Annotated in this window: 7 protein-coding genes; 3 read left to right on the top strand and 4 right to left on the bottom strand. The window is 54.8% G+C overall.

The window, feature by feature from the left end; all coding sequences use genetic code 11:
- Positions 1-310 precede the first annotated feature (310 nt).
- Entirely contained in the window at positions 311-2,071 is a 1,761-nt protein-coding gene (locus B212_RS0126020) for a hypothetical protein (protein ID WP_019914188.1), read from the top strand.
- Between the two features lie 101 nt (positions 2,072-2,172).
- On the opposite strand, the gene B212_RS0126015 is transcribed toward B212_RS0126020, so the two are convergent.
- From B212_RS0126015 to B212_RS0126000, 4 genes are all read right to left on the bottom strand, one after another.
- On the bottom strand, positions 2,173-2,829 hold the full coding sequence (locus tag B212_RS0126015; protein WP_019914187.1) for a DUF4085 family protein: 657 nt from the start codon (positions 2,827-2,829) through the stop codon (positions 2,173-2,175).
- 151 nt (positions 2,830-2,980) lie between these two features.
- A complete protein-coding gene (gene hflX, locus B212_RS0126010; protein WP_019914186.1) occupies positions 2,981-4,252 on the bottom strand; it encodes a GTPase HflX in 1,272 nt (423 codons plus the stop codon).
- 575 nt (positions 4,253-4,827) lie between these two features.
- Positions 4,828-7,857 carry a DEAD/DEAH box helicase gene (locus B212_RS0126005; RefSeq protein WP_019914184.1) on the bottom strand — a complete coding sequence of 1,010 codons (3,030 nt, stop codon included), beginning with the start codon at positions 7,855-7,857 and terminating at the stop codon, positions 4,828-4,830.
- The gene (locus tag B212_RS0126000) at positions 7,854-9,500 is read right to left on the bottom strand and encodes an SWIM zinc finger family protein (protein WP_019914182.1); all 1,647 of its coding nucleotides are present in this window, start codon (positions 9,498-9,500) and stop codon (positions 7,854-7,856) included. The genes B212_RS0126005 and B212_RS0126000 overlap by 4 nt, the downstream gene beginning before the upstream one ends.
- Before the next feature lie 207 nt (positions 9,501-9,707).
- Here B212_RS0126000 and B212_RS0125995 point away from each other — a divergent pair, with 207 nt between their 5' ends.
- Together B212_RS0125995 and B212_RS0125990 are read left to right on the top strand one after the other, a co-directional pair.
- Positions 9,708-12,026, top strand: a complete 2,319-nt coding sequence (locus B212_RS0125995) for a helix-turn-helix domain-containing protein (protein WP_019914181.1) — start codon at positions 9,708-9,710, stop codon at positions 12,024-12,026.
- 175 nt (positions 12,027-12,201) lie between these two features.
- On the top strand, positions 12,202-13,215 hold the full coding sequence (locus tag B212_RS0125990; protein WP_019914180.1) for a tripartite tricarboxylate transporter substrate binding protein: 1,014 nt from the start codon (positions 12,202-12,204) through the stop codon (positions 13,213-13,215).
- The last annotated feature ends 137 nt before the right edge of the window (positions 13,216-13,352 follow it).

Genomic DNA, 13,352 nt, shown 5'->3' with positions numbered 1-13,352 from the left:
AACTGTAGAGTGGAGCCGCAGTTGAACGGCGGGCCATCCTTCTTCTAGGCTCGCGCCCAAGCGCTAGCTGTATTTGATACAACTAAAAAGTCCTATTTTCGCGCTTATGCTGACGTAATTGCACTCTGTACACTTAAATAGTCTGCAATTCGGTAATTGAAGGCAATCTACCAATTTTAACTGCACAGAATACATTTATCGCTAAAAAAACAGGATATCACCTCCTCTTAGCTGCAGAAAATACACTTATCGGATACGTGTTTCACATAAAAAGTGTGCTTTGAACTCCTTATTGGAAAGGAAGATCATCGTGAAGAAAACCGCAGAGGGGAGCAATGCCCATGAAATACCGGGCGGGGAGGAAACAGCCAGTAAGCATGAAGAACCTATCGACGAACGGCGGCTGCTGATCCGTAAAATGCATACGCTGGAGTCCCGCTATGACCCGGAGGTCCGCATGCTGCGCTCGCCGTTCAGCAGCCCGGGCTATCATACCACGCTGCGGGAGGCAGAGTTCATTCATTCCACCCGGGATTCGCTGTCGTATGCGCTCGGGCTGCTGGATACGGAGCTTCCCCCATATGAGCAGCGGGCTCTTGACATTATCGGGCAAGTGGTTTCGCTTCAGGATACGGACCGCAGCCATGATACCTTCGGCATCTGGTCCTGGTTCTACGAAGAACCGCTTGCGCAAATGTCGCCGCCGGACTGGAATTGGGCCGATTTCTGCGGCAGCCGGCTGGTTCAGGGCCTGACGCGCCACAGCCAGCGGTTCCCGGAGACGCTACGGCAGGAGGTCATCCACTCCATCAGCTATGCCTGCGAAGCGATTATCAAGCGGAATGTGGGGCCGGACTACACCAATATTGCCATTCTGGGAGCGTTCGTCACAAGGATCGCCGGTGAACAATTGGGGCGGGGAGATTATGCGGACTACGGTCTGGAACGGTTGCAAAAGCTGTACGATTACACGATGCAACGCGGGGCTTTTCAGGAATACAACAGCCCGGTCTACACGTACATTGCCATCCTGGAGCTGTCCAAGCTGCGTGCTGCAACGGTAGACGACAGGGTTAGGGCGTTAAGCAACGAGCTGATTAATCTGACCTGGAGAACGGTTGCCGGGTATTATCATCCTGCTACTGCGCAGTGGTCCGGGCCGCATTCCCGTTGTTATCAGACGCTGCTCAATGATCAGAGCAAAGCTTTTTTGCAACTGGCGACTAAGGGGCGGGTGAAGTTTTATAAGTGGGAGGAGCTTCCATATGAAGAAGAATGGTATCGAAGCGGCTTCGAATGTCCTAAGGCCTATCTGGATACCTTCACAGTTCCGGGGACAAAGGAAATCAGACAGCGCTATGAAGGGAATGAGGCTGATGGGAGCGGCAAATGGGCGGTTACTTTTATGACGCCGCAGGTAAGTGTCGGATCTTTTACAACCAGCGATTTATGGAATCAGAGGAGACCGCTGCTGGCATACGTAGATAACAACGGCTTGCCGGCCTATATTCAGCTTCGCTGTCTGCATGACGGTTATGATTTCTGCTCGGCCCGCTTCAAAGCGAAGCAGGATCAGGGGCATTTGCTGTTTGGCATTGATTTTATCACGAATGGCGGGGATACCCACCCCAATCTGGACCCCACCGGGGGCGCCATCGAAGCTGAAGATTTACGGCTGCGGCTGGAAATTGGCGGCCATCTGGAGGGAATCGCTGCGGATTCTACGGCGGAGGGGGCGCTGATCCGAATCGGAGAGGTCGAGTGTATGCTCACTACATGGTTCGCGGCGTTTACAGGACATTCAGGGGCACAGCGCAACTGGACATGGGAGGTTCAAAAGACTGCGGATTTCCTCCTGGTGGAGCTGATACTCTATTCCGGGCCGAGGAAAAGAATTGATTTTACGGCATTGCAGCAAGCGGCAATGGTATTTTCACTGGATATTCAGCAGTTACCTGATGAATCTGGTCCACAGCTTGAGCTGACAGATAACGGTAAGCTGCGGGTAAGCGGCAGCGGGGAGGAGGCGGAGGCTTTTTCGCTTTGGTTGCGTCCTGGTCCGGGTGAGTAGAGCTTACAGGGAATGGTCCGTTAAGGTTTGCAGAAGCACGGAAAGAAGGGCAGGAGTGTTCCTGCCTTCTATTGTTGTGTCTGGTTAGTTCAACAATATTATTATGAAGAAATCTCGATTATAACGTTATCTGCCGCGATAGTGAACTCCATTAAAGGACTATCAAATAAAACGTGAAGTTCGAATCCAGCTTCTGTGAGGTAAATTTCATCATAAAGCCAATAACTGCCTACATTTAAGTCTGGTGGTTGTAGATTCTTCACTCCGGTAAATGTAATTTGGACATTGGTGTGATAATGATAGCCTCCACTACAATCCAAGGTCATAATGAAAATATCCTCAGAAGGTGTCTCAACAGAAATGACTTTCGCATCGTGTAATGACTTCTGATAAAATTGAACAACATTCTCTGAGAGTGAGTCTTTTATTGATAAATAATAGCGGCTGTATTCATCTCGAATAATGCTCATTCGCTTATCGTATTCATTTTGCCATTGCTCGGCCATTGTTCTAAGTTCTTCAGAAGGAAACTGTGAATTTAAAGTTCCGTCATGAATATAGGGATGAAAGGGCTCTGGGAGAAATTTCAGTAAGTCATTTTTTCTGTACTCTAATTCCACTCTACGTAGTTCTTCAAAGTTTAAACCTTCGGATATATGCCAAGCGATATTTTCTTCCCAATCCTTTTTTGTTTCAGGGAATAGCAAAAAGCTTGTTATCTGCATTTCCTCATACCATTCTTTAGTGAGATATTTCATTCTTAATTTCCTCCCCTGGACATCCAAATGGTTATATAAAGGTGAACCTATAGACATACAAATTGAAATAAAAAGAAGGGGACTCCGCATTAGCTAAATAAGTGCTGCTGCGGAGTCTTTGTCTGCTTAACCTGCTATTTGCGAGATGCATCTACTGCGGCATTTCAATAAAATCGTCCTTAAACCGCTCGTAATCGGCAATCCGGCATTCCAGCTTGAGGCGTGTGCCCTGCTCTTCGTAGCTGACCGACTGCACATCGGCGTGCTCATTGAAGTAGGAGACCACACTGCCGCGCTCGAACGGAACCAGAATTTCGCACTGGATATAATCATTGAAGACATGCTTGCGAATTAGCCCGACCAGCTCGGCAACGCCGATTTTGTGCTTGGCGGAGAGGGTGACAGAGTTCTCCTCCACTACCGGGTACGGCAGCTCCGTCAGATCGGCTTTGTTATAGGCATAAAAGGTTGGAATTCCATCGGCGCCCAGCGCCTTCAGGGTTTCTTCCGTGACGGCCATGTGCTGCTTCACCTGCGGATCGGAAATATCGGCGACGTGAATCAGCAGATCGGCCTCTGTCACCTCTTCCAGCGTAGAGCGGAAGGCTTTGACCAGATGATGGGGCAATTGGCTGACGAAGCCGACGGTGTCGGTTAACAGGAAGGTTTTGTGATCCGGCAGCTCAATGCTGCGCACGGAGGTCTCCAGTGTGGCGAACAGCATATCCTTCGCGAATACCCCTTTGTCCGATCCGGGATGGTAGGTTTCCACCAGTGTATTCATTAAGCTGGACTTGCCGGTATTGGTGTAGCCGACGAGACAGACAACGGGCACCTCATTTTTGTGCCGCTGCTTGCGCTGAATTTGGCGTCTGGCTACCTGGTTCTGCAATTCCAGTTGCAGTGCCGTGATGCGCTCCTCAATGCGGCGGCGGTCCAGCTCCAGCTTGGTTTCACCGGCACCACGGTTCTTCAGTCCCGCTCCGCCGCCTTGTCTGCCGAGAGACTCTCGCATCCCGGCCAAGCGGGGAAGCATGTATTGAAGCTGGGCGACCTCTACCTGAAGCTGCGCTTCCTTGGTTTTGGCCCGCTCGGCAAAAATATTCAGGATCAGAATCGTCCGGTCAATAACCTGGCGGTCAAGGGATGCCTCCAGATTGCGGATCTGGGAAGGGGATAGCTCATCATTAAAAATAATAACCGTAGCGTCAGCAGACTCCATCAGCATCGCCAGCTCCTGGATTTTGCCTGTCCCGATATAATGCGACGGGTTAATCCGGCTGGATTTCTGGCTTAGCTCGCCTACAACCTGAAGGTCGCAGGCAGCAGCCAGGTTGCGCAGCTCCTCCATCGAATACGAGAAATTATTACCATTCTGCAGTTGAACACCGACGATCACTGCTCTTTGCTGTACAGGTTCCATATATTTATTCAACCTCCGTTATTCAATTTGAACGAAAAAAAGCACAGGCCATCTGCCTGTGCTAACAGTATCAATAGAGGACAACAGAATAGGTTGTGGGGGCACACACCTTATGCCACCTTCCGCTTCCATAGCGGCCATGAGACAAAGAACCATTTGCGGCAAAGACGGAATAGCAGAATAGCAGGCTATCCCATCCGCACTTCGCGGTGGTGTGTCACTTGGGCTTGGAAATGCAGGTTCCGAAAGGCGAACGCCGACGGAGCCATCTGTCCGTCTGGCGTTTGGTTATAGCTATGGGTTGCCTTGAAAATAGATAGACCTATCCTGAGTCCTCTGCACAGGGCAGAGCTTTAGCGCTATAAAATTAGCTTAGCCGCGTAAAGTACGAATCCGGATATAGTCTATCACACGCAACCCTCCGTTCTAAAAAAGTTAAGCCCAGTTTAGCACATTCGCTACCGGCTGGCAACATGCTCCAATTAAGGAAGACGATGATTGCACAGCGTCTTCTGTCATGTCAGAAGACACTGTACAAGTAAATCGTGCCAGCCAGCAGACAGCCGCAGGCATTATCAGCCGACCCACTCCCGCCGCAGGGTGAACATATCCTTCAGCGCATCGGTGGACAGCTCCGTAATCCAGCTCTCGGAGCTGGAGATGACATCATCGCTAAGCTGCTGCTTGCTCTCCAGCATCTCGTCAATCTTTTCCTCCAAGGTGCCGAGCGAGATGAACTTATGCACCTGCACATCCCGGGTCTGGCCCATGCGGTAAGCGCGGTCCGTGGCCTGATTCTCGACGGCCGGATTCCACCAGCGGTCGAAATGGAAGACATGGTTGGCAGCGGTCAGGTTCAGCCCGACTCCGCCTGCTTTCAGTGAAAGGATGAACACATTCGGCTGATCGGCCGGCGGTTGACCGGAAGCAACCGGAGATTCGCCCTCCGGCAGCGGAGGCGTCTGGAACTGCTCAATCATGCGGTCGCGCGCGCTTTTGGGCGTGCTGCCGTTCAGGTACAGCACCGGCTCCTGCAGCTCCTGCGACAGCACCGTCTGGAGCATCCTGCCCATGCCGACATATTGCGTGAAGATCAGGCAGCGCTCATTCTCCTCGCGCAGCTCCCGTACCATGGCGAGCAGCCGCTCAAGCTTTGCCGAACGCTCGATTAAGGCTGCGGTATCTATTTGCCCCTTGGCATCCGGCTCCGGCAGGGCGTCCTTCGTCAGCAGCACCGGATGATCGCAGAGCTGCTTGAGACTGGTCAAGGCGGCCAGAATAGCTCCCTTGCGCTCAATGCCCTCCAGCTTCTGCATCCGCTCCAGCAGACTATTTACGTTCTGGTCATACAGGGCCGCTTGCTCAGCCGTCAGATTTACATAGGTTTTGCTCTCATTCTTGTCGGGCAGGTCGAGCTGAATGGCCGGGTCCTTCTTCTTGCGGCGCAGCATGAACGGCTTGACCATCCGCTGAAGGTCGGCAGTCCGCTTCGCGTCCCGCTCCTTCTCTATCGCATTTGCGAACCGGTCCTGAAAGGCTTTGGCACTGCCCAGGTATCCCGGTGTAATAAAATCATAAATAGACCACAGCTCCGACAGCCGGTTCTCAATCGGCGTCCCTGTCAGGGCAATCCGGTGCAGCGCCGGGAAGCTGCGCACCGCCGAGGACTGCTTGGTCCCGGCGTTTTTGATGTTCTGCGCTTCATCAAGGCAGACTGCCGCCCAGGTGAACTGCTTCAGCAGCTCCTGATCGAGCGCCGCCGTAGCGTAGGAGGTAAGGACGACATCGGCCTGTGAAGCGGCTCCGTAGAAGTATCCGGCATCCAGCCGTCTGCTGCCATAATGCAGCATTACCTTCAGGGAAGGAGCGAACCGCTGCAGCTCCTTCTGCCAGTTGCCAAGCACGGAGGTCGGGCAGATGATCAGCGACGGCCATCCCGGCGGGTCGGTCTGGCGCAGCCTTCCCGCAGAAGGATCGGCTTCGGCAGCCGCTTGCTGCTCCTTCAAGTGGAGCAGATAGGCGATGAGCTGCACGGTTTTGCCGAGGCCCATGTCATCGGCAAGCACCGCCCCGAGGCCGAAGCGCCGCAGGAAGGCAAGCCAGGCGAAGCCCTCCTGCTGGTAGCTTCTAAGCTCGGCCTGCAGTCCCGCAGGCACGGCAGGCTGCGGCCAACGGTCACGCTGTCCAAGCTGGCCGATCAGCGTAACCAGATGCGCGTTCAGCTCGATCTCGAGCCGTACACGCGCAGCATTCTCCTCCGCCTGCTCCGCTGCGGCTTCTTCGGCGGCATCGTCCCCGCTGCCGAGCAGATGCAGTTGCAGCACGTCCTGGAAGGACAAGCCCTGCGACTTGTCCATGCCTTGCATGGCCCGCTGGATCTGGGCCAGGAGGGCGGGGTCCAGCGGTATCCACTGGCCCCGGAACTTCACGAGCCGCTCGCCGCGCGCGACCAGCTCGGCGAACTCCGCCTCCGAGAGGTCGGCGTCGCCGATGGAGATGCGCCAGTCGAAATCGACCAGCGCATCCAGGCCAAACAGCGACCGGCCTCGGCCCCCCTCGCCGGAGCTGATCTTGGCGCGCAGGCGCGGTTTCCGGCGGCTGGCGGCCTCCCACCACGCCGGCAGCAGCACCTGCCAGCCGGCCTCCAGGAGGCGCCGGCTGGTAACCGTCAGGAACCGCCACGCGGCCTCGCCGCTCAGCGGTTCCCCAAGCACATCGCGCCCGCGGCCGATGTGCTCTTCGGGCAGGCTGTCCCGCAGCCGGGACAGCCACCCGCTGGCCCGCTCGTGGACGTGCTCCGTCCACGGTGCGGGCCAGCGGCCATGCGGCTCTCCGTCGTCCGAGAGCCGCAGCGGAACAAGCGCGGATTCATCGCGCTTGTCCTGGAGCAGCAGTTGCAGCCGCCAGAAGGACGAGTCCTCGTCCGGCTCCTGCAACTGCAGCGCGGGGCGGAACGGCGCGCTGTCCGCCTTCCAGCCGATGGACATCAGCCAGGTGTCCGCGTCCATCCCGGCTGCCGAAGCGCCGCCGCCGCTGAACAGCAGCGGAAATTCGCTGCGCAGGTCTCCGGCCTCGGCTTCCGTGCCGTAATAGCGCTGGAAGACCGCCGCCGAGAAGGCGGCGTGCAGCCCCTCCGCGAGAGCGGGGCGTTCCTCCAGTCCCCGCAGCGCTTCCGCAGCGTCCGGGCTGTCACCCGCAGCGAGCCGGAACGCCGGGTCATCCCACTCCCATTGCAGCTTGCCTTCTCGATAAGCCGGGAAGCTTGGGACATATTGCTTCTCTTCCAGCAGTCCGGCGAGAATCGGGGCCAGGGGGATCAGGAGCGTGGCATTGCCCTTCCAGTTCCATTCGATGTGCCGGAGAACACGGAGGTCCCCGAAGAAGGGGATCACCTGGTCGGCAGGCAGGATGACAAGCTCCACGCCATCGGCGTTCTCTGTGGTCAATTCCGTTCCATAGAAGGACTCCTCATGCCAGGCGAACAGCAGTTGCTTGAGCTGCACGCCGGAGACATAATCATCCCGCTCATTAATGCCATAGATCAGAGCATCGCCATATTGGCTCAGGAGCAACTGAACGTTAATATTACGTGTATGCATACTCATGGGATCAAGTTTCCTTTCCGCAGCTCCTCCTGAAGCGCGCGAAGCCGGCTGTGCCGGGTGGTGAAGGCATCCAGGAACTGCTCCCACCGCTCCTCGCGTTTCATCTTCTTGTACAGCTTCGCCAGGCGCTTAAGCAATTTCACGGCGGATTTGTAGCTGTGCCGGTTCTTCTCCAGCACGAACCGCTCGGCGGCCTGATGGTAGAACGGCAGCAGCAGCTCCGGCGCATTCTTCTCCAGCGGCTTCAAATCGCTGACCCGGAAATCGGCAGGTTCTTTGCCAGAGGTTAGCTGGTAGTCCATCCATTCCTGCCACTTGCCGTAAGCGAGCAGCTTCTCGTCGTAAATCTCCCGCGAGATGGGCAGCATGCCGGCCAGCGTGTCCCACATCCTTGGTTCAAGCTCCGGCACGCGGCGGATAACCTCTTCCCAGTACCCGGCATAGCCCTTCAGGTTATATAAACGGCTATTTAGCAAGGGACCAACTGCCTCAAGCCAGACTCCAAGCCGTTCCCAGTGTCCGGCTTCAGCGAGCGCCGCCAGGAAGCTTATCAGCTCGTCCGGCTGGAGGCCCGGCCGCTCGGCGGCGGCGGCAAGCCGCTCCAGGGCGGCATTGTCGTCGTTCAGATAGAAATAGATCCGGCTCTCCGCAAGCTGCAGAGCCGGGCGGCTAACGGCAGCACCAAGCTCGCTTCCGGTCTCCCGGAGCTGCTCCAGCTCTTCCATATACAGCTCCGTGTTGCTCAGGTGAGGGGCAATCCAGTTACTCCAGAGCAGGGTATAACAGAAAGAATAATAAGGCTGTTCCCGCATACGGTCGCGGGATTCTGTCAGCATCTCCAGCCGCACATGGGCCAGTGTATCCTTGAGGCGCGGCCACTCCTCCGGCGCTGAAGCCAGCGGCAGACTGCGCTTCATAAGGCGTGTGATCGCCTCCTGAAGCTCAGAGACGGCAATAGCTGTGTAATATCCGATTGAATAGCCCGCAGAGGAGAGGGCTCCTGTGGTATGGGGGTTGCCAGGCTTAATTAGGCTGTCCAGAATAAATAGATGGCTATGGAGCTGAAACAGCAGCTCAGCGGCAGGGGAGAGCGGTGCCTTGGCCTGCGCAATGGCGGCGAGCGCCCGGTCGGCATATTGCGGATTGCGCACAGTCTGGGCCAGCGGAGCGGTGAGCAGCGCCATATATTCGCGCCACTGCTCCACGGTTGCCCCGGGAATGAGATCGGCAAGCTTCTGCGCCTGCTCCCGGCGGCTGCCGGAGACGCCGGCAGCCGAGGAAGCTTCCAGGGCCGCAGCCTTTTTCCGGCTCGTAACCGCCTTGGCGTTAGCCAGCAAATTCACGGACCGCTCCTGCGACTCGGCAACATTCATCAGCACCGCGGCCATATGCTTGCAAGGTCCCTGCACCGGGCAATCGCAATGACTTTCCGTCAAGCTGTCCAGCTCAAGGCTGACGGCATAATCCTCCCTGCCCTCGACAAGCGCCATAACTCGCCGGGAAGAGATGAGCCGCAGAGATTTTACACGACTTTGCTTATAATATTGAAATCCCCGCTTGAGGGTTAAATCGTCGAAATAATAAGCCACATCCGTAATGAGCTGTTCCCATTCAGCATCGCTAATCATAAGTTTTGATTGCATTTTAGCTGGTCTCCTGTACACAATGTTCTTTTTGAAGCGTTTGAACCTGTTCCCTTCATTATAGCATTGATCATGTTTCTGACTGTAAATCTTTAAAATCTTAAAGGGTATGATATGCCCCATATTGAAGTATAGAGAAATCATGCTACTGTAGTATCCGTTCAGGCACTAAAAGCAAGAGCACCATGGAAGGATGAAGCAACGCCAATGCTGCGATTCAAGTTGAAATATTTGCTTACCAACAAACAAAACCGGCTGATTCTGATGCTGACCGTCAGTGTATCGCTGCTGATTATACTGATCGGCCTGTTCTCCTACAGGGAGTACCGGCATGCGCTGGATACCGAGCTGAACACACCGAATATTGAGCTGCTGCAGATCAATCTGGATGTTACGAACCGGGCATTCCGGGAGTCGGACAATAAGGCGGTGGATTTGTCTTTTCACCCGGCCGTTCTGAAATATATCGACGGAGCCTCCAGGGATAATGCGGGTATTGCCAGTCAGCCGCAGGACTATCTGAAAACGTTAGCTACCGGCCCGGACATTCATACCATCAGCGTCATCAAATTCAAGGATCATTCCGTTCTGTCGAGCGGCTACGGCTACAAGGCCATCTGGGAGGAAGCGCCGGAGCATGCCTGGACCGCATGGGTTGAGGAGATTAAGGACAAGCCTCTGCTGATCAAAAGAAGAGTCTATACCGGCACCGATCCCCAGCTCAGCGGGACGGAGCTGCTGTCATTAGCCCGTCCGATTGTCCGCAACGGCGAGGTTACAGGAGCGGTGCTGATTGATCTGGATTACGATATGCTGTTCTCCAAAATGTACAGCCATTTATCAAGCTATCAATTTGTGTACAATCTGGAAGGCGAGCTGATCTATCCGAAGCTGAACCTGCCGTTTCCGCTTGCGGAAATGAACAAGCTGCTGAAGGAGATGGATGTAAGCCCTTTTGCGCATGTGAAGATTGAGGGCAAGGCGTATATGGCGAATCAGGCCTTTTCCAATGTGACGGGCTGGCGGCTGGTTTCGCTGGTTCCGATGGAGCAGCTCCTCAAAAATGTGACAACTGCGCGCAATATGATGATTATGCTGTCACTGATTTCCATCGCAGTAGGCTGCTCGGCGATTTATTACTACAATTTCGCAGCCTTCCGGCCTTTGAAACGGATCAATAAGCTGCTCGCTCCCGATGAAGCGGCGGCCATTCATGGCAATCTGTATGATCTGGAGCCGGTAATCGGCAAGCTGGTCGGCGATTTCCAGAGCAAGTCGCTGGTCGCGGAGTGGAGTCTGCCTGAACTGCGCTCCAAGTATGTGAATGATCTGATTAGCCGGAGCATGGGTACACAGGAAATGCGGACGAAATGGGAGCATTACTTCACGGATTGGCAGGAAGGCCCCTCCGAGCTGCTGATTATATCCATCGACCGCCATTCGCAGTGGGCAGCAGCTTATGTGGAAGAGGATCAGATGCTGCTCAAATACGCGATGAACAACATTGTGCTGGAGGTTTTCGAGCCATCATGGAGAGCTGTAACCACCGCCCCGCACAAGGACAGTCTCGCCGTGCTGCTTCAGGCCAAGGATAAGGACGAACGGCAACTGCGCGAGGAGGGTGTCAAATTGGTGGGTATCCTGCAGGAAGTGCTGAAACTGTCCGTGTCCATCGGGATCGGCGGTGAGGCTGCCGGCATCACGCAGGTGGCCCGTTCCTATAATGAATCCATGCAGGCTTTGTCCTGTCGTCTATATGAGGGTTATGGCCAGGTTCATGCCTACGCGGAAGTGAAGAGCAAATATACGGAAGGCGGCGGAGCGGCGGATGATGCCTGGCGGCTGGAGGTGCTGCATGCGCTGAACTCCTCGGATGCCGGGACCGGACTCCAGTGGGTGCGCAGAGGTTCAGCCGATACCCGCAAAAAAGGCATCCAGCCGCAAAAAGTATTCCGCGCCATCAATGATCTGCTGGAGGAAATGATGAATATTGCCGCAGCCGGAGGCTACCCGCTTCCCGCCGAGCTTGCGGATTATACGTGGCATCAGGTTACGACAATGGATTTTGACGAGATAGAAGACATGCTGTGCAGCATTGTGGTTCATATGGCAAATGAGCTGGGTGCCCACAGGCAGTCCAAAGAATATCTGCTGGTGCAGAATCTGATCCGTTATATGGAGAGCCACTTGCAGGAGAATATCGGCCTTCAGGATATTGCTGCCCATGTCAATCTGGGGGTATCCTCGGTCAGCACGATCTTTAAAGAGGAGACCGGAACCACCGTCTACGACTATCTGACCAATCTGAGAATTGATAAAGCCTGTGAGCTTCTGCAGGACAGCAGCCTGAGAATCGCCGATATTGCCCTTCAAGTGGGCTATCAGAATGAGAACAGCTTCATCCGGGCCTTCCGTAAAATCAAATCGACCACACCGGGCAAGTTCCGGGAGAGCAGCAAATATTCCAGCGAGTATGCAGATCGGCCAAAAGCGCGCCATTCCGGCGTTTCTGACGATTCAGAATAAGATTATATGATTGTATGCAGCCCCCCGAATGCGATACAGTTCTACTTGAGAAATCTTTCACAGCTATACAATCTCATGGCTGATGCTCAAGGAATTCGGGGGTGAAGCAGCGGGCGAACGGCAGAATTCAGTATGTCAGCCTGAGGCCCGATGATCGTGATTTAAGAGAAGAGGGATGCTTTTGAAACGGAGAACAAAAATAGCAATCGGAGCGGCATCGCTGCTGGCGGCGGTGATCCTCCTTCTGCTTGGAAGCCGCATGACCGGTGATCGCGGCAGCAAGAATGAAAGCGCTGATTTCCCCAAAAAGCCGATCACATTGCTTGTGCCGTATGCGGCAGGCGGAGGAACCGATACAACCGCGAGGGCGCTCGCCAAAGCGACAGAGAAGGTGCTGGGACAGCCGATTATCGTCGTCAACCGCACAGGCGGTGGAGGTTCCGTCGGTCTGATGGAGGGTGCGAATGCCAAGGGCGACGGATATACGGTGATTTTTCTCCCGGCCGAGCTGACCATACTCCCGCATCTGGGCTTGCTGCCGATTACCTATGAGAAGTTCAAACCCATCGCTCAAACGAATTTTGATCCTTCCGCCATTACCGTTAGGCAGGGAGCGCCGTGGCGAACCGTAAATGAATTTCTCGACTTTGCGAAAGCGCATCCAGGTGAAGTCAAAATGGGAAACGCAGGAACGGGAAGCATTTGGCACTTGGCTGCCGCAACGCTCGAACGGGAAGCAGGTGTGAAGTTCGCGCATATTCCCTTTGAAGGTGCAGGACCCGCCGTCTCCGCTCTGATGGACGGTTTTGTGGATGCGGTGCCAGTAAGCCCCGCCGAAGTGAAAAAGTATGTGGATGAAGGAAAGCTGCGCACCCTGGCGGTTAATGCCGGCAAGCGCTCTGAAGCGCTGCCGGGCGTCCCTACGCTGGAGGAGCAAACCGGAATACACGTGAATTTCACCAGCACATGGAGAGGACTTGCCGTACCCAAGGATACACCGGACGCGATTGCGGAAGTGCTCGCCGGAGCTTTTATCAAAGGGACTGAAGACAAAGCATTTCGCGAGTATATGAGAAGTAACGGGCTTGGGCTGTTGGTTACCGATGGTAAGACCTTTTCCAGACAACTGAAGGAAAGCGATGATGTATTCGCCAAAATGATTCCGGAGCTTGGATTGAGCCGCAAGTAACATGAAAGCGTAGTCAAGCGAATTTCCTCGGGGCAAACCGTTCACAGGGCTGTAGGCTGTGGTGAGGGGCAGACCCGCGGGGCTGATTTGCTGCGTCCTTTTGAGGAAAAATAATCAAAATATGCAATTTTTATAAA

This window comes from Paenibacillus sp. HW567, assembly GCF_000374185.1.
In the GTDB taxonomy this organism is placed as follows: Bacteria; Bacillota; Bacilli; order Paenibacillales; family Paenibacillaceae; genus Paenibacillus_AQ.
This window is presented reverse-complemented; position numbering and strand designations above follow the sequence as displayed.